The following is a 16,840-nucleotide window of genomic DNA, read 5'->3' on the forward strand; positions in this document are numbered from 1 at the left end:
CGTAAAGTCTCGATCGGAGACGGTGGGGAGTCGCGAAGAAACGCGATCGGGGCATAACCGGAATAACCCGTGCCCCGGCGCGCCCCAGGCATCAGGCCTGCGGAATCTCGATCTTGACCTCGAGCACTTCGAGGTTGTCCTGACGTTCCAGACTCACGCGAATATCGTCGTCCGAGATCTTCACGTACTTCGAGATCACCGCGACGAGTTCACGCTGCAACGCCGGCAGATAATCGGCAGGCGCATGGCCGCCGGCCCGCTCATGGGCAATGATCAGCTGCAGGCGTTCCTTCGCTACCGACGCGGACTTCTTCTTCTCGCCCAGCAAAAACGAAAGAATCGACATTAGGTGCGCCCCCCTTACTTGGTGCCGAAGAGGCGCTGCAACAGGCCCGGCTTCTGGTAATCGGTAAAGCGAAGCGCCTTGTCCTCGCCGAGGAAACGCGCAACCACGTCCTTGTACGCTTCGGCGACGTCGGTGCCGTCGAGATGGACGGCCGGCACGCCCTGGTTCGACGCGTGCAGCACGGCTTCGGATTCCGGCACCACGCCGATCAGCTCGATGCGCAGGATCTCCTGGATGTCGGTCAGCGAAAGCATCTCGCCTTCGCTCACGCGCTTCGGGTTGTAGCGCGTGATCAGCAGGTGCTCCTTGATGGGCTCCTTGCCTTCGATCGCGCGCTTCGTCTTCGACGACAGAATGCCGAGAATGCGGTCTGAGTCACGCACCGACGACACCTCGGGATTCGTCACGATCAGCGCCTCGTCGGCGAAGTGCATGGCGAGCAGCGCGCCCGACTCGATGCCCGCCGGCGAATCGCAGACGATGTACTCGAAGTCCATGGCGACGAGGTCGTTGATGACCTTCTCCACGCCTTCCTGCGTGAGCGCGTCTTTATCGCGCGTCTGCGAGGCCGGCAGGATGAACAGGTTCTCGCACTTTTTGTCCTTGATGAGCGCCTGGTTGAGATTCGCTTCGCCCTGGATCACGTTGATCAGGTCGTACACCACGCGACGCTCGCAGCCCATGATGAGATCGAGATTGCGCAGGCCGACGTCGAAGTCGATCACGGCGGTCTTGTGGCCGCGCAACGCGAGGCCCGACGCAAAACTCGCGCTCGTGGTCGTCTTGCCCACGCCACCCTTGCCCGAAGTCACCACAATGATTTTTGCCATTCCCTTACCTTGCGTTCGTCAATTTTCGTCTACCGGGTTCGCCGCCCACGCATCGCGCACGCTGCGGCGGCTTCACGTGAGCCGTAACGGTTCGAATATCAGTCTTTCCTCGTCGAGCCGGACCTGCACCGGCTTGCCCTGCACGTCCGCCGGCAACGGATTTTCGGTCGTGCGGTAAATGCCTGCGATCGAGATCAGCTCCGGTTCAAGGCACGTGCAGAAAATGCGCGCGTCGTGGTTGCCGTGCACGCCGGCGAGCGCACGACCGCGCAATGGCGCGTAGATATGGATGTTGCCTTCCGCGATCACTTCTGCGCCGTTGCTCACCATTGCGAGCACGACCAGATCGCCCTTTGCGTAGACGCGTTGCCCAGAGCGCAGAGGTTTGTCGATGACGAGCGTTTGGGCGGCTGCCGCCGAAACAGCGGCGGCGGCTTGAGACTCGGCTTGCGCAGCCGCTGCTGTCTCGCCAACGGCAGACGCGGCCGCGCCGGCCGGTCCCGGGACCTCAGCCACGACTGGCGCTTCACGTTCGTCGTCCGCAGCTTTCGCGCTGGCCGAACGGCGGTCGCGCGCTTCGAGGAACGGCAGCCCGGCTTCGGCCACCCATTCGTGCTGCGCGGCGTCTGCAACAACGCCGACCGGTTTCATGCGCACGCTCTCGAGCAACTGCGCGATTTCGGCAACCGGCACGCGCTCTTGCTCGCCGAGACGACGCACGTCGATCGCCACCACGTCGTTCGCGAAAAACTCGGGCGTCGCCTCGAAGCGCCGGGTGAGTTCGGCGCGCATTGCGTCGAGCTCGGTCGTTTTCACCACGAACAGGAGCGTATCGACGGTCCCGCTCTTCAGTTCAAAGTAAGGCGATTTCCTGGGCGACATGGCGTTCGGCAAAAAATTTTGCGTATTTTACAGGCGTCCTGACGCGCGATCAGTATTTTTAGATGAGCCGGGCCGCCGCGCGCACCGGCAGGCGAGCACGAGCGTCGTCACAGGAGGAAGTTTGCATGGCGGGCTGTGAAGCCACCACGCGCAGAGGCAGTCAGTGCTCCTGCATACCCGGCGCAAAGCGCACGTCGCGCACGAGCAGCGTTTCCCATTGATCGGGCGCCCGTGCAATGCGGACGTGGTCGCCGGTGGGTCCGAAGCCGAGGCGCTCGTAGAAGCGCATGGCGGTGCGGTTCTCGTCGGCCACCCATGCATGGATCTCGCGTGCCCCTTCGCTCGCGAGCCATTCGCTCGCGGTATTCACGAGCAACTCGCCACCGCGCAGGTGGCGCACAGCGGGCGCCACCCACAACTCGCGCACGAACGCGCGGCGCTGCGGTGTGTCGTCGAAGCACGCGCCGATGAGTCCGGCCGGATGACCTTCGGTATAGAGGATGAACGTTGCGGCAGTGCGGGAAACGGCATGCTCGCCTGCCGTGGCCTCGAAGACGGAAGCGTCCGCGCCCAGCGCTTCTTCCAGCGTGTCGCCGAAAGCGTAGGGCGCATCGCGCAATGATGCAGTGCGCAGTTCGCGAAACACGACGCCCTGATTAGCGGCGATGCGGCGAACGGTCAATGAAGGATTCATGCAGACGTGAACCTCGGTAGGACGCTTCCATATAGCTTTAACCGAACGGCGCGGAGAGTCAAATCCCCGCAGGCTCGATCATGAACACCATGCCGCGGCAGTCCGGCGCCAGACAGGCGCGGCCATGACGCGGTCGCCGCTCGCGTCGCCTTACGGCGCTTCGTAGCGGCCCGTGCCGTCCGGCCAGGGCGTAAGGAGTTCGAAGCCGTCGTCGGTTACGGCCACCATATGCTCCCACTGGGCGGAGAGCGAGCGGTCTTTCGTGACCACCGTCCAACCGTCGCGCAGCACGGTGGTACCGGCACGGCCCGCGTTGATCATGGGCTCGACGGTGAAAACCATGCCGGGGCGCAAGCGCACACCCTGCCCCGGTTGCCCGAAGTGGAGCACCTGCGGTTCCTCGTGATAGACCTTGCCGATACCGTGACCGCAGTAGTCACGCACCACCGAAAAGCCGTCGCGTTGCGCGCGCTTCTGGATCGCATGACCGATGTCGCCGAGCGTGGCGCCCGGCTTGACTTCGCGAATGCCGGCCACCATCGCATCGTAGGTGGTATCGATCAACACTTGCGCGACCGTGCTCGGTTGCCCGACGCAGTACATGCGGCTCGTGTCGCCGAAGTAGCCGTCTTTGATCACGGCGACGTCGATGTTGATGATGTCGCCTTCCTTCAGAATCTCCTTGCGATCCGGAATGCCGTGGCAAACCACCTGGTTCACGGACGTGCAGACGGTCTTCGGAAAGCCAAGATAGCCCACGTTCGCAGGCACGGCCTTCAGCGTGTTGACGATGTAGTCGTTACAGCGGGCGTCGAGTTCGTCGGTCGACACGCCCGGTTGCACATATTCGCCGATCATCGCGAGCACTTCGGCCGCAAGCCGGCCGGATAGGCGCAGCCGCGCGATGTCGTCAGGAGTCTTGTAGGTAATGGCCATCTGATGGACGCAAAGAAGTTCGGGCGGCGCCGCACGGCGCCCTGTGCCTGCCCGAGGCACCGTGGCGCATGGGGTGCGCCACGGTGCCTCGGGCAGCACGACAGGAGCAATTGTACAGGGCCGCTGAAGGGCCCTATCTCCTGGCCGATCGGCCATTTTTGCGTGAGATTCAGCACTTCCTCGTCCACCTGCGCTATAAACGAACGCGGGCCGGCACAAGCTTCGGCATAAACTTCGGGAATCCCATCCGCATCGTGGCGGCGCAGGCGACGCCCAACCCCGGCGACCCGTCGCGAAACACCGTTGGAGAATTCATGGCTTCACCCCAGGAAAGCGTCAGCATGGCCGTGTTCTGCGACTTCGAGAACGTCGCCCTCGGCGTGCGCGACGCGAAGTTCGACCGCTTCGACATCAAGCCCGTGCTGGAGCGGCTGCTGCTCAAGGGCAGCATCGTCGTGAAGAAGGCTTACTGCGACTGGGACCGCTACAAGACGTTCAAGGCGGGCATGCACGAAGCGAGCTTCGAGCTGATCGAGATTCCACACGTGCGCCAGTCGGGCAAGAATTCGGCCGATATCCGGCTCGTAGTGGACGCGCTGGACCTCTGCTATACGAAGTCGCACGTCGACACGTTCGTCATCGTGAGCGGCGATTCCGATTTTTCGCCGCTCGTCTCGAAGCTGCGCGAGAACGCCAAGAAGGTGATCGGCGTGGGCGTGAAGAACTCGACGTCCGATCTGCTGGTAGCGAACTGCGACGAGTTCATCTTCTACGACGATCTCGTGCGCGAGCAGCAGCGTGAAGCCGCGCGACGCGAAAAGAGCGAGAAAAGCGCAACGGCAAAGCGCTCCACCAACGACGAGCGCGCAGCGAAGCCCGATCAGGAAGATCGCAAGACAAAGGCCATCGCACTCGCGGTGGACACGTTCGACGCGCTCGCCTCCGAACGCGGCGACAGCGGGAAGATCTGGGCATCGGTGTTGAAAAGCGCGATCAAGCGACGCCGGCCGGACTTCAACGAATCGCGCTACGGCTTCCGTGCGTTCGGCAACCTGCTCGAAGAAGCGCAGGCGCGTGGGCTCCTCGAGATCGGACGCGACGAGAAGTCGGGGACGTTCGTGCAGCGTCCCGGGGGCCCCGACGCGAGCGGAAACGGCGATGCAGTTCATGACATGGACGACACGCACCGCGACGGCGAGCCAAGCGACGTCCAGAAAAGCGCACAACGGCGCCGACAACGCTCACGGTCCAACACCCACGATACCCACGCCACCGCTGGGACGGGTGCGAGCAACGAAGCGGCAGCACCCATGGAGGCGGCGGAACCGCAGCGGACCGAAATCGCCCCAGCCGAGCCGGCAAGGGAAGAACAGGCCGACACGCAAAGCGCGAAGCCCCAGGTCGCTACCCGCGACGAATTGAACGACGCTGCGAAATCCACTCGACGAGGCAAGCGTCCGTCGCGCAAGTCCGCGAAGAAGAGTGACGACGCGACTGAAGTCGACACATCGCCGCGGGCGAAAGAAGCAGCACCGGCATCAGCGTCAGAACAAATCGGGAATGTCGGCGAAACTGCGCCGGTAAAAAAGGCGCGCAAATCGACGGCACGCTCGCGGCGTGCACGCACAAATAGCGGCGACGCGCCAACGTAGACGTCGCAAATCTCTCTCTCGGGGGCTGCCGCCAAACGTTGCGGCAGTCCCCTGCCCTTGCGCCGTGAGCCACTGAAAATCGCGGCCGGCCGTGATGCTGTGCAGCCCTTTCTCGTGGGACTACACCGGCGCGCTCGTCCTCGACCATTACACGAGCGGCAAAACTTCAATCCGGACAGGACGCTGGACGCCGGTCACTAACGATTTGGCGTCGATTTGGCGTTGCAATGCATCCGCAATGGCCACGACCTTGGCACCGGACGCCACGATCAAAATCCCTTTCTGCAGACGCTATGCGGCTCACCACGAGAAACGAGTCTGCTTACGGTGCGACGGCAAGTTCCGATAGCGCCATCGCCATTGGCCGTGCCGCGCTCGCGCAGAACGGTCAGGCAGTGTCGATCGGCGTAGCCAACACGGCATCCGGAAATGGCGCAGTCGCCATCGGCGACCCGAACGCCGCAACCGGTACAGGCGCGGTCGCCCCGGGCGCCAATCCGATTGACGCCGTGAACGTGCAGCAATTGACCGGCGTGCAAAGCAGCGTCAACTCCGTTGCTCGGGCAGCCTACACCGGGATCGCTGCAGCCACGGCATTAAGGATGATTCCCGAGGTCGATCCCGGCAAGACGCTGGCGATCGGGATCGGCACCGGCAACTACCACGGCTATAGCGCCGCAGCACTTGGCTTCAGCGCCCGCATTACGGAGAACCTGAAATCAAGGGTGGCGTGAGCGGCGGCTCCGGAGGCTAGACCTACGGGGCAGGTGCCAGCTATCAGTGGTAGTTCAGTCGTACCGCGGACCGGGTGAATGATTTGCCCGGCCCGCGATTGACGAAGCCTCCGGCACGCTATTGAAGGCATGGGGCGGTTGGCGCATTAGGCGCCAACCGCCCTTTTCCATTTACCCATGCAACGGCGCCAAATCCGGACTGGAAAAACAAAAGCCCCGCAAGTCGCTTGAACTTGCGGGGCTTTCTGTTGAATCCTGGCGGAAAGGGTGGGATTCGAACCCACGATACGGTATAACCGTATACCGGATTTCGAGTCCGGCGCATTCGACCACTCTGCCACCTTTCCGGGATGGATGACTTCACATGCAACGCGCCTTGGAAGGCGCTGAAACCACGTGAAATCGTGCGAGTTTGACTCGGCTTTTGACTTCTCACCAAGCGGGTCGCTGCTTGGCGAAGCGAAGATTATAGAACAGCTGATACGGCTTTCCAAGTTTTTTTTGCGAAACGCGCGTATCAGCCATCCATCCAACGAGCCAGCAAACCATCAAGCGGTTCTCATCTGAGACAACCCGTCAGGCCGCTGCCTCGATACGTTCGAGCCCGCCCAGATACGGGCGCAGCACGGCCGGCACCGTCACCGATCCATCGGCATTCTGGAAGTTCTCCAGCACGGCCACGAGCGTGCGCCCCACGGCGAGCCCGGACCCGTTCAGCGTATGCACGAGTTCCGGCTTGCCCTGCGCATTCCGGTAGCGAGCCTGCATGCGACGCGCCTGGAAAGACTCGGTGTTCGAGCAGCTCGAAATTTCGCGATACGTGTTCTGCGCCGGCAACCACACTTCGAGGTCGTAGGTCTTGGCCGCGGAGAAACCCATGTCGCCCGTGCACAGCGTAATCACGCGATAAGGCAGTTCGAGCTTCTGCAGGATCGTCTCCGCATGCCCGACCATCTGCTCCAGCGCGTCGTAGGACGCTTCGGGCGCCACGATCTGCACCATCTCGACCTTGTCGAACTGGTGCTGGCGGATCATGCCGCGCGTGTCGCGGCCATACGAACCCGCTTCCGAACGAAAGCACGGCGAATGGGCCGTTAGCTTGATCGGCAGCGCGCTCCCTTCGACAATGCTCTCGCGCACCGTATTCGTCAGCGAAATTTCGGACGTCGAAATCAGGTACTGCGTCACGACGTTCTCGCCGCCGCCCTTCTCCACGCGGAACATGTCGTCCGCGAATTTGGGCAGTTGGCCGGTGCCGTAGAGAATCTCGGGGTTGACGATGTACGGCGTATAGATTTCCGTATAGCCGTGCTGCTGCGTGTGCGTGTCGATCATGAACTGGGCAAGCGCACGATGCAGTCGCGCGATCGGACCGCGCAGCATCGTGAAGCGCGCGCCCGAGAGCTTCGCGCCGGTCTCGAAGTCGAGACCGAGCGGCGTGCCCACGTCCACGTGATCCTTCACCGTGAACTCGAACTGGCGCGGCGCGCCCCAGCGGCGCACTTCTACGTTGTCGTTCTCGTCCTTGCCCACCGGCACACTTTCATGCGGCAGATTCGGCACGCCCAGCATCAGATCGGAGAGACGCTTCTGGATCTCGTCGAGCTGCGCCGCCGACGTCTTCATCTCGTCGCCAATGCCGCCCACTTCCGCCATCACCGCCGACGTGTCCTCGCCGCGGCCCTTCATCGCGCCGATCTGTTTCGACAGGCTGTTGCGGCGCGCCTGCAGTTCTTCGGTGCGGGTCTGGATGGCGCGGCGCTCCGCTTCGAGTGCGGAGAACGCCGCCACGTCGAGGGAATAGCCGCGGTCGGCGAGGCGTTTCGCAACGCCGTCGAGGTCTTTGCGCAGCAGCTGGATGTCGAGCATGGGGAGAACGGAGTTTCGTTGTGTGAAAGACGGATTTTAGCGCACCGGCCAGGTCTGCCGGCGCGTGGACGTGTCGCGGGAAGGCAGCCGGCGGTGCCCGGCCGCAAGGGTCATCCCTTCTTCGTCTTGTGCTCGCTGCGCCATTGCGCGTCGAGTTCCGAGAGCCGCGCGAGCTTCTCGCCGATCTTGCCTTCGAGGCCGCGCGGCGTCGGCATATACCAGTGCGGCTCGCGCATGCCGTCGGGCAAGTAGGTTTCGCCAGCCGCATAGGCATCCGGCTCGTCGTGCGCGTAGCGGTACTCGTGGCCATAGCCCAATTCCTTCATCAGCTTGGTCGGCGCGTTGCGCAGATGAACGGGCACCGCCCGCGACTGATCCTTGCCGACGAAGCGGCGCGCCTCGTTGTACGCCATGTACCCCGCGTTCGACTTCGGCGCGACCGCGAGATAGATGATGGCTTGCGCCAGCGCCAGTTCGCCTTCGGGCGTGCCGAGCCGCTCGTACGTCTCGGCGGCGTCGAGCGCGATGCGCGCCGCACGCGGATCCGCGAGGCCGATGTCCTCCCAGGCCATGCGCACGATGCGGCGCGCGAGGTAACGCGGGTCCGCGCCGCCGTCGAGCATGCGGCAGAACCAGTACAACGCACCGTCCGGGTTGCTGCCGCGCACCGACTTGTGCAGCGCGCTGATCTGGTCGTAGAACGCGTCGCCGCCCTTATCGAAGCGGCGCAGGTTTTCGGCGAGCGCGCTGCCGAGCAGCGCGCCGTCGATCTCGGTTGTCTTCTGTTGCGCCGCCGCCCGCGCCACGATTTCGAGGTTGTTGAGCAGCTTGCGGCCATCGCCGTCCGCGGAGGCAATCAGCGCGTTGCGTGCCTCGTCGGTGAACGTAAGGCCGCCCAGCTCGCGTTGCGCGCGATCGAGCAGTTCGCGCTGCTCATCGTCGTCGAGGCTCTTCAGGACGTACACCGCGGCACGCGAAAGCAGCGCGCTGTTCACTTCGAACGACGGGTTCTCCGTGGTCGCGCCGACGAACACGAACAGCCCCGACTCCACGTGCGGCAGGAATGCGTCCTGCTGGCTCTTGTTGAAGCGATGCACCTCGTCGACGAACACGAGCGTCTGGTGCCCATGCGCGCGGTGCATCTGTGCCGTCTCCACCGCCTCGCGAATGTCCTTGACGCCCGAGAGCACGGCGGAGAGCGCGATGAACTCCGCATGAAACGCATCCGCCATGAGCCGCGCGAGCGTCGTCTTGCCGACGCCGGGCGGTCCCCACAGGATCATCGAATGCGCCTCGCCCGATTCGAACGCGACGCGCAGCGGCTTGTTCGGACCGAGCAGATGTTTCTGTCCGATCACTTCGTCGATAGTGCGCGGGCGCAGTCGCTCGGCGAGCGGTACGTTGGCGCGGGTTTCTTCAAACATGGCGATTTCGCGATAATGTCGGCTTTGTGGGTCGCCTTTCAGGCGGCAGGCGCTGGCCGTCGCCGCACTTTGCCGTGTAGTTCGGACAAGGCGGCATGAGGCGGCACAGCAGTCCGACGGTTCAACGGTGCCGCGCGATACCGCAGCGGCCCGTCCGAAACGGGGTAGTTCTGCATTATGACAGCCGGCGCCCAGGGGCGACGGGCGGGACAGCGGCAAGCGCGCTTGCGAAAGCATGCTTCGCGCGCCGGGATGACGGATCGCAGGTCACAACAAGGCCCATTCCCGTCGAGCACCGTCGCAGACAACCGCAGATCTCTTGCCGTCCCGGGCAAATGGCTACGAATCACCGCAAAGCAATAAACCCGCGACCCTTCGTGGTCGCCACGATACGCAAACAGATCGACAGACAGGGAACGTTCTCGATGGCACAAGACCCGCTCGCCGGCGACGCCGGCCCCACCTACGCGCCGCTCACGCCGGTGCCCGATGCACGCCGCCAGTTCCGCACCGGCGACGCCTTCGCACTATGGTTCTCGCTCGGCATCGGGCTCCTGGTGGCTCAGGCCGGCGCGCTGCTCGTGCCGGGGCTCTCGCTGCCGCTAGCGTTTGTCGCCATCGCCGTGGGCAGCGCGGTCGGCGTCGTACTGCTCGCACTCGCCGGCGTAATCGGCACCGACACCGGCCTTGCCGCGATGTCGTCGCTGCGGCCGACGCTGGGCGTGCGCGGCGCCTCGGTGCCCGCCGTGATCAACGCCGTGCAACTCGTGGGCTGGGGCGCCTTCGAGATCATCGTGATGCGCGATTCCGCCGACGCGCTCGCGAGGCAATCCTTCGGCTTCTCGTCGCCGCTCGTCTGGACGCTCGTCTTCGGTCTGCTCGCCACGCTGCTCGCGGTGAGCGGCCCGCTCTCGTTCGTGCGGCGCTTCCTGCGCACGTGGGGACTCTGGCTGCTGCTGGCCGGCGCGGGCTGGCTCACGTGGAGCGTGCTCGCGCGACACGATCTCGCCGCGCTGCTCGCCCGGCCCGGCACGGGCGAGATGCCGCTCGGCAGCGCCATCGACCTCGTCGTCGCCATGCCGTTGTCTTGGCTGCCGCTGATTGCCGACTACACGCGCTTTGGCCGACGCGCAGGCGAAACCTTCCGCGGCACGCTGATCGGCTACGGCATTGCGAACGTCTGGTTCTACGTGCTCGGCGCGATCTACGGACTCGCCGCCGGCGGCGGCGACGCGCTGCTCACCACGGCGCTGGCCCAGGCGGGCGGCGGCATTGCGCTCTTGCTGGTGTTGATCGACGAAGCGGACAACGCGTTCGCCGACATCCATTCGGCCGCCGTCTCGACCGGCACGCTGTGGGCGCGCGGCAGCATTCCGCTGCTGTCGGCCGCGTTCGGGGCGCTTTGCACGTTGATCGCGCTCGTCGTGCCGATGGCGCGTTACGAAAACTTCCTGCTGCTGATCGGCTCGGTGTTCGCGCCGCTCTTCGGCATGGTGCTCGCCGATCACTTCGTGGTGCGCAGACGGCGCATCGACGCTGCCGCGCTCTCAGATTCCCGCGGCCGCTATGGCTACTCGGGCGGCTGGCATCTGAGCGCGTTCGTGGCGTGGGCCGCGGGCATCGCCGCCTATCACGCGATCAACCAGTGGCTGCCGAACGTGGGCGCCACGCTGCCGGCACTGGCGGCCGGCGCGCTCTGCTATCTGGTGCTGGCCGGCGTGCGGCGGCAGGCGTTCGCCTAGGAATCCACCGCACGCAGCGACGTAGCAGCGCAGGGGCGCAGGACGATCAACCGTTGATGACGTCCGCGCCCTTCGGCACGTTGAACTTGAACTGATCCGCCGGCAGCGGCGGATTCTTCTGGATGTTCGAGAACGTGAGCAGCGTCACGTTGCCGAACACGTCGTGCAGCTCCATGGCTTCGAGGTTGCCGTCGCGAAAGCCGATGCCCACGCGCTGGAACTGCGTGTCCTTCGACTTCGGAATCAGCTCGAGCCAGTCGATACCGGCCTTCACGCCCGCGTCGTGCAGCGTGAAGTTTTTCTCCAGATCGTTGCTGCCGAACAGGATGGCCGCCGGACTCGCGCCCAACGCGCCACCCAGCTTGCGCACCGTGACCTGGTTCAGGTCCTTGTCGTAGACGTAGAGGTTGTCGCCGTCGGCCTCCAGCAGTTGCTCATAGGGCTTCTGGTATTCCCAGATGAACTTGCCCGGCCGCGCGAACATGAACGTGCCGCTCGACGTGCCGCCCATGCGCGAAGCCGTGGAGAGCGTGCCGCTTGCGCCCTGCGCGTTGCTCGGCGCCTTCACCTCCTTCTGCACGAACACGCCGCGCGCCGAATGCACCTGCGCGACGAATTGCTTGAGCTGCTCCGTGCCGCTTGCAAAGGCATGCGAGGCGACGAGTAGCGACGCGCCCACCGCCAGATTGCCCGCTACGCGAGGCAGCGCGCGAAGCAGCGCAAGGCTGCGGTGAAACGCTGCCCGCTCAAACGTTGACCGGCGGACGACGCCGCCGTGACTGGAATCGGCACCGGACGATGCGTGATGCTGCATGTGACTCTCCGTGTTGAAACTGGAACGAGGCAAGAAATTGAGGGTGACAGAGACCAGGCGAGGCGGATCGCAACGAAGGCCGTCGGCGCTCATTCGGTCTCGCGCGAGGGCACGAGAATTTCGCGGTTGCCGTTGGACGACATCGCCGACACGAGCCCCGACTGCTCCATCTGCTCCAAGAGCCGCGCCGCGCGGTTGTAGCCGATGCGCAGATGGCGCTGCACGAGCGAGATGGACGCGCGGCGATTCTTGATCACCACCTCTACGGCCTGGTCGTAAAGCGGGTCGGACTCGCCGCTCGAGCCGCCTGCCGCGCCGGCTCCCTCGCCGGCCGAGCCTTCGTCGCCCTCGCCCGCGAGGCCGCCTTCGAGCAGGCCTTCGATGTAATTCGGCTCGCCGTGCTCCTTGAGCTTTTCCACCACGCGGTGCACTTCCTCGTCGGAAACGAATGCGCCGTGCACGCGCACCGGCAGGCCGGTGCCGGGCGGCAGGTAGAGCATGTCGCCCATGCCCAGCAGCGACTCGGCGCCCTGCTGGTCGAGAATGGTGCGCGAGTCGATCTTCGAGGACACCTGGAACGCGATGCGCGTCGGCACGTTGGCCTTGATGAGCCCCGTGATCACGTCCACGGACGGACGTTGCGTCGCGAGAATCAGATGGATGCCCGCTGCGCGCGCCTTTTGCGCGATCCGCGCGATAAGTTCTTCGACTTTCTTGCCGACCACCATCATGAGGTCGGCCAGTTCGTCGATCACGACGACAATGTGCGGCAGCTTCGCGAGCGGCTCGGGTTCGTCGGGCGTGAGGCTGAACGGATTCGGAATCTTCTCTTCGCGCTTCGTCGCTTCGTCGATCTTGTTGTTGTAGCCCGCCAGATTACGCACGCCCAGCTTGCTCATGAGCTTGTAGCGGCGCTCCATCTCGGCCACGGTCCAGTTGAGCGCGTTGCCGGCCTGGCGCATGTCGGTGACCACGGGACACAGCAGATGCGGAATGCCTTCGTAGACGCTCATTTCGAGCATCTTCGGGTCGATCAGGATCATGCGGACCTGCTCGGCGGTCGCCTTGTAGAGCAGCGAGAGAATCATCGCGTTGATCCCCACGGACTTGCCCGAGCCGGTCGTGCCGGCCACGAGCAGGTGCGGCATCTTGGCGAGGTCCGCGCACACGGGCTTGCCGCTGATGTCTTTACCGAGGCCCATCGTCAGCATGGAAGGCGCATCGCCGTACACGCTCGAGCCGAGAATCTCGGAGAGGCGCACCGTCTGGCGGCGCTGGTTCGGCAGTTCGAGCGCCATGTAGTTCTTGCCCGGAATCGTTTCGACCACGCGGATCGACACGAGCGAGAGCGAGCGCGCCAGATCCTTCGCCAGATTGACGATCTGGCTGCCCTTCACGCCCACCGCTGGCTCGATCTCGTAGCGCGTCACCACGGGCCCGGGGTAGGCCGCCACGACGCTCACGTCGACGCCGAAGTCCTTGAGCTTCTTTTCGATCAGACGCGACGTGAATTCGAGCGTGTCCGGCGAAATGGTTTCCTGCGAGGCGGGCGGCGGATCGAGCAGCGCGATGGGCGGCAGCGTGGAGTCGCCCGGCAGGTCGGTGAAGAGCGGCACCTGGCGCTCCTTCTCCACGCGTTCCGAGCGTTGCGGCACGACAGGCGGCACGATGGTGACCGGCTCGTGCTCTTCGATCTTCACGCGGCTCTGTTCGACCTTGCCTTCGCGCTTCACGGCCGCGGCCTCGCCGAGCTTGCGGTCGCGGCCCGCTTCGCGGCGCAGCTTCGCGAGCGTGACGGCCGAGATGATCGAGTCACCCACCTTCTCGGCCACCGAAAGCCACGAGAAGCGGAAATACAGCGAAAGACCGACGGCGAGCAGCACCAGCAAAGCCAGCGTGCCGCCCGTGAAACCGAGCGCGTGCGACACACCGCGCGCCACGGCTTCGCCGATCACGCCGCCGGGCGCGCGCGGCAGTTGCACCTTGAGCGACCACATGCGCAGCGCCTCGATGCCGTCGCAGGCGAGCAGCACCACGACGAACGCCACGGCTTCCGCCAGCCAGCCATGGTCGCGCGGCGCATCGTCTTCGATCGCTTCGCGCGTGATGCGCCGGTAGTTGGCCGAAATACGCCGGGCGAGCAGCACGACCCACCAGTAAGCGGACAAGCCAAAGAGCAGCAGCAGGATGTCCGAGGTCCACGCGCCGACGCGGCCCGCCCAGTTCGAGATGTGGTCCACCTGAGCGGCGTGCGTCCAGCTCGGGTCGCGCCGGCTATAGCTGACAAGCGCCATCAGCAGGAAAACGCCGAGCGCGACCTGCAAAATCCAGCGGATTTCGGTGAAAAGACGCGACATGCGATGCGGCAATGCCTGCGCATTCGTCGCGTTGGTGGCGGTCGTCGAATAGGGAGTTTTGGCCATTGATCCTGGTGGTGCTGATCCTTCATGCAACCGCGGCGCGGGCGTGTGCGCCCGCTACGGCCGGGCAGCCATGGTGACGCTGGGTGCCCGTTTTGCGATCCGGGCTATTGTAAACGCGTTGCAGGGGCCGGGGCTGTAAATGACGGTAACGGCGGCCCGCACGACCGCCTGCGACGCCATGTCGCCGCGGGCCGCTCTCGAATGCCACCTCATGCGCCCTTATCGGGCCGCCGTTGCGCCCGGCGCTATCGCCGCGATCGGAAAGCTTCATGAAGCGGCACCCGGCCCCCACCTTTATAATCGCGGTCTGATACCCAATTGATGTAACACCTGCCGCTGTGCCGGCGCGCCCACGCGCCGGGCGTCCGAAGTGGTCTCACAGGCCACACGGAGCGCGCATTTACCCGAATCTCGTTACGGATTTCGATCATGTCATCACGCAAACACGCCAAAGTCCTGATTCTCGGTTCCGGCCCGGCCGGCTATACGGCCGCCGTCTATGCGGCGCGCGCGAATCTCTCGCCGCTGCTCATCACCGGACTCGCGCAGGGCGGCCAGCTGATGACCACGACCGACGTCGAAAACTGGCCGGCCGACCCGAACGGCGTGCAGGGCCCCGAACTGATGCAACGCTTTCTCGAACACGCGGAGCGGTTCAACACCGAAATCGTGTTCGATCACATCCACACGGCCAAGCTGGACGAGAAGCCGATCCGCCTGATCGGCGACTCGGGCGAATACACGTGCGACGCGCTCATCATCGCCACCGGCGCCTCCGCGCAGTATCTCGGCCTGCCTTCGGAAGAGGCGTTCATGGGCCGCGGCGTATCGGCCTGCGCAACGTGTGACGGCTTCTTCTACCGGCAGCAGCACGTCGCCGTGGTGGGCGGCGGCAATACGGCGGTCGAGGAAGCGCTCTACCTCGCCGGCATCGCGAAGAAGGTCACGGTGATCCACCGCCGCGACAAGTTCCGCGCGGAGCCGATCCTGATCGACCGCCTGCTGGAGAAGGAAAAGGAAGGCGTGGTCGAGATCAAGTGGAACCACGTGCTGGACGAAGTGAAAGGCGACGACTCGGGCGTGAACGGCCTGCGGATCAAGCATGTCCAGACCGGCGAGACGACCGACGTCGATCTGCAAGGCCTCTTCGTCGCGATCGGCCACAAGCCGAACACCGACATCTTCGCGGGCCAGCTCGAGATGAAGAACGGCTACATCATCACGAACGGCGGCCTGAACGGCAACGCGACGGGCACGAGCGTGCCGGGCGTGTTCGCCGCAGGCGACGTGCAGGACCACGTGTATCGCCAGGCGATCACGAGCGCGGGCACGGGCTGCATGGCCGCGCTCGACGCACAGCGCTACCTCGAAAGCATCCACGAAGTGAGCGCGCCGCACGTGATGAGCCAGGAAGCGGACCGCTGAAGCGGGCTCGGGCCCGGCGCGGGCTGCCGGGCTGCGCAAGCTGTCTGCCGCCGGGTCGCTAGAATAGCGTCCTGGGTGTAAAAACAGGCGGCCGGTGCATCGAATAAGGGCCGCAGGCGGATCGCCGCGGCCCTTATGCATTCCGCGCGGCCGCCTCTCCCGGCCGCATTGCGCCGCACCGCTTTCGCACCATCGAAGCACCCGACAGCACCGCGCGTCGTTTTATCGCCTCAGTTATTCGCAGCTATTCGCAGTTCGTCACCGCCATGCCGAAAAACGTCCCTCATCCGGGCGAGCCGAAGCGCCCGCGCGCCACGGCGCAGCAAGCCGCGCCCAACGCAGCGCCGGCCGCACCCGCGGCACCCGCACCTCAGGCGGCGGCCGGCTCGGCAGCCTGCGCGAAGCGCTCAAAACACAAACGCGCCAGCGCGAGCGCGTAGCGCGGCCGCCAGGCGGCGCGCGTGGAAGCCGCCGCCGACAGCGACCTGTTCCGCCGCGAAATCCGGCCAGATCGCGCCGCTCAAGCCGCTGCCGCGCGCGCACCGTGCACCGTCGCGCCGCCCGTGCCGCTGCCCTTGCAAACACAGCGCGACGAAGAAGCCGTGCTACACGAAGCCATTTCCGACGAATTCGACCCCGAAGCCCTGCTCGATACCGACGACACGCTCTACTACCACCGCCCCGGCATCAGTGCCGAGGTCGTGCGCAAGCTGCGGCGCGGCGCGTGGATCGTGCAGGCGCAACTCGACCTGCACGGCATGCGCCGCGACGAGGCGCGCGAGGCGCTGCAGACGTTCATCCGCGAATCCGTGAAGCGCGGCCTGCGCTGCCTGCGGGTGATCCACGGCAAGGGGCTCGGTTCGGTGGGCAAGGAGCCGGTCCTGAAGGGCAAGGTCCGCACGTGGCTCGTGCAGAAAGAGGAGGTGATCGCCTTCTGCGAGGCTCGGGGCCACGACGGCGGATCGGGCGCCGTGCTCGTTCTGCTGCAACCGCAGCTCGCAAGCCCGCAAAGCGCCGCGATCAAACCCGGATTCGAGCCTTGAGCCGGGCCCTCATTCAGGCCTCGAAT

At 65.0% G+C, this 16,840-nt stretch carries 13 protein-coding genes, 1 tRNA gene and 1 pseudogene; 5 read left to right on the forward strand and 10 right to left on the reverse strand.

Going from position 1 to position 16,840, the window contains the following annotated elements; translation table 11 throughout:
- Positions 1-91: 91 nt before the first annotated feature.
- The 5 genes from minE to map all read right to left on the reverse strand — a co-directional run bounded on the left by minE (position 92) and on the right by map (position 3,688).
- Positions 92-346, reverse strand: coding sequence for a cell division topological specificity factor MinE (minE, locus tag PXJ20_RS07985; RefSeq protein ID WP_017774528.1), 255 nt, complete (start codon positions 344-346; stop codon positions 92-94).
- Positions 347-360: 14 nt separating this feature from the next.
- Positions 361-1,176 carry a septum site-determining protein MinD gene (gene minD / locus PXJ20_RS07990; protein ID WP_017774527.1) on the reverse strand — a complete coding sequence of 272 codons (816 nt, stop codon included), beginning with the start codon at positions 1,174-1,176 and terminating at the stop codon, positions 361-363.
- A gap of 72 nt (positions 1,177-1,248) precedes the next feature.
- Positions 1,249-2,058, reverse strand: coding sequence for a septum site-determining protein MinC (minC, locus tag PXJ20_RS07995; RefSeq protein WP_421029714.1), 810 nt, complete (start codon positions 2,056-2,058; stop codon positions 1,249-1,251).
- Positions 2,059-2,218: 160 nt separating this feature from the next.
- A complete protein-coding gene (locus tag PXJ20_RS08000) occupies positions 2,219-2,752 on the reverse strand; it encodes a GNAT family N-acetyltransferase (RefSeq protein WP_277596726.1) in 534 nt (177 codons plus the stop codon).
- 150 nt (positions 2,753-2,902) lie between these two features.
- Positions 2,903-3,688 carry a type I methionyl aminopeptidase gene (gene map / locus PXJ20_RS08005; RefSeq protein WP_421029715.1) on the reverse strand — a complete coding sequence of 262 codons (786 nt, stop codon included), beginning with the start codon at positions 3,686-3,688 and terminating at the stop codon, positions 2,903-2,905.
- 314 nt (positions 3,689-4,002) lie between these two features.
- Between map and PXJ20_RS08010 the strand changes: the two genes are divergently transcribed.
- Together PXJ20_RS08010 and PXJ20_RS08015 are read left to right on the forward strand one after the other, a co-directional pair.
- The gene (locus PXJ20_RS08010; protein ID WP_421029716.1) at positions 4,003-5,340 is read left to right on the forward strand and encodes an NYN domain-containing protein; all 1,338 of its coding nucleotides are present in this window, start codon (positions 4,003-4,005) and stop codon (positions 5,338-5,340) included.
- 293 nt (positions 5,341-5,633) lie between these two features.
- Positions 5,634-6,074 carry a YadA-like family protein gene (locus PXJ20_RS08015; RefSeq protein WP_421029717.1) on the forward strand — a complete coding sequence of 147 codons (441 nt, stop codon included), beginning with the start codon at positions 5,634-5,636 and terminating at the stop codon, positions 6,072-6,074.
- A 256-nt stretch (positions 6,075-6,330) separates the two neighbouring features.
- Here the strand turns inward: PXJ20_RS08015 and PXJ20_RS08020 are convergent.
- The 3 genes from PXJ20_RS08020 to PXJ20_RS08030 form a co-directional block, all read right to left on the reverse strand.
- A tRNA-Ser gene (locus tag PXJ20_RS08020) sits at positions 6,331-6,421 on the reverse strand.
- Positions 6,422-6,650: 229 nt separating this feature from the next.
- Entirely contained in the window at positions 6,651-7,943 is a 1,293-nt protein-coding gene (gene serS / locus PXJ20_RS08025; RefSeq protein WP_126876712.1) for a serine--tRNA ligase, read from the reverse strand.
- Positions 7,944-8,053: 110 nt separating this feature from the next.
- Positions 8,054-9,367 carry a replication-associated recombination protein A gene (locus tag PXJ20_RS08030; protein WP_026121377.1) on the reverse strand — a complete coding sequence of 438 codons (1,314 nt, stop codon included), beginning with the start codon at positions 9,365-9,367 and terminating at the stop codon, positions 8,054-8,056.
- A gap of 425 nt (positions 9,368-9,792) precedes the next feature.
- On the opposite strand from PXJ20_RS08030, the gene cytX reads away from it, so the two are divergent.
- Positions 9,793-11,109: a putative hydroxymethylpyrimidine transporter CytX gene (gene cytX, locus PXJ20_RS08035; RefSeq protein ID WP_199540298.1), complete on the forward strand. Its 1,317-nt coding sequence runs from the start codon at positions 9,793-9,795 to the stop codon at positions 11,107-11,109.
- 46 nt (positions 11,110-11,155) lie between these two features.
- On the opposite strand, the gene lolA is transcribed toward cytX, so the two are convergent.
- Both lolA and PXJ20_RS08045 read right to left on the reverse strand, forming a co-directional pair.
- A complete protein-coding gene (lolA, locus tag PXJ20_RS08040; protein WP_421029718.1) occupies positions 11,156-11,923 on the reverse strand; it encodes an outer membrane lipoprotein chaperone LolA in 768 nt (255 codons plus the stop codon).
- An 89-nt stretch (positions 11,924-12,012) separates the two neighbouring features.
- Positions 12,013-14,346, reverse strand: coding sequence for a DNA translocase FtsK (locus tag PXJ20_RS08045; RefSeq protein WP_421029719.1), 2,334 nt, complete (start codon positions 14,344-14,346; stop codon positions 12,013-12,015).
- Positions 14,347-14,775: 429 nt separating this feature from the next.
- Here PXJ20_RS08045 and trxB point away from each other — a divergent pair, with 429 nt between their 5' ends.
- Both trxB and PXJ20_RS08055 read left to right on the forward strand, forming a co-directional pair.
- Complete coding sequence (trxB, locus tag PXJ20_RS08050; RefSeq protein ID WP_017774516.1) at positions 14,776-15,771, forward strand: thioredoxin-disulfide reductase; 996 nt, start codon at positions 14,776-14,778, stop codon at positions 15,769-15,771.
- Between the two features lie 266 nt (positions 15,772-16,037).
- A pseudogene (locus PXJ20_RS08055) lies at positions 16,038-16,814 on the forward strand (Smr/MutS family protein).
- The last annotated feature ends 26 nt before the right edge of the window (positions 16,815-16,840 follow it).

This window comes from Paraburkholderia sp. A1RI_3L, from assembly GCF_048957895.1.
GTDB lineage: Bacteria > Pseudomonadota > Gammaproteobacteria > Burkholderiales > Burkholderiaceae > Paraburkholderia > Paraburkholderia kururiensis.

Bases quoted from the DNA above. Each gene is read 5' to 3' on its own strand.
- trxB (WP_017774516.1), top strand. From the start codon at position 14,776: ATGTCATCACGCAAACACGCCAAAGTCCTGATTCTCGGTTCCGGCCCG.
- cytX (WP_199540298.1), top strand. From the start codon at position 9,793: ATGGCACAAGACCCGCTCGCCGGCGACGCCGGCCCCACCTACGCGCCG.
- map (WP_421029715.1), bottom strand. From the start codon at position 3,688: ATGGCCATTACCTACAAGACTCCTGACGACATCGCGCGGCTGCGCCTA.
- PXJ20_RS08000 (WP_277596726.1), bottom strand. From the start codon at position 2,752: ATGAATCCTTCATTGACCGTTCGCCGCATCGCCGCTAATCAGGGCGTC.
- serS (WP_126876712.1), bottom strand. From the start codon at position 7,943: ATGCTCGACATCCAGCTGCTGCGCAAAGACCTCGACGGCGTTGCGAAA.
- PXJ20_RS08010 (WP_421029716.1), top strand. From the start codon at position 4,003: ATGGCTTCACCCCAGGAAAGCGTCAGCATGGCCGTGTTCTGCGACTTC.
- lolA (WP_421029718.1), bottom strand. From the start codon at position 11,923: ATGCAGCATCACGCATCGTCCGGTGCCGATTCCAGTCACGGCGGCGTC.
- minD (WP_017774527.1), bottom strand. From the start codon at position 1,176: ATGGCAAAAATCATTGTGGTGACTTCGGGCAAGGGTGGCGTGGGCAAG.
- PXJ20_RS08030 (WP_026121377.1), bottom strand. From the start codon at position 9,367: ATGTTTGAAGAAACCCGCGCCAACGTACCGCTCGCCGAGCGACTGCGC.
- minE (WP_017774528.1), bottom strand. From the start codon at position 346: ATGTCGATTCTTTCGTTTTTGCTGGGCGAGAAGAAGAAGTCCGCGTCG.
- PXJ20_RS08045 (WP_421029719.1), bottom strand. From the start codon at position 14,346: ATGGCCAAAACTCCCTATTCGACGACCGCCACCAACGCGACGAATGCG.
- minC (WP_421029714.1), bottom strand. From the start codon at position 2,058: ATGTCGCCCAGGAAATCGCCTTACTTTGAACTGAAGAGCGGGACCGTC.
- PXJ20_RS08015 (WP_421029717.1), top strand. From the start codon at position 5,634: ATGCGGCTCACCACGAGAAACGAGTCTGCTTACGGTGCGACGGCAAGT.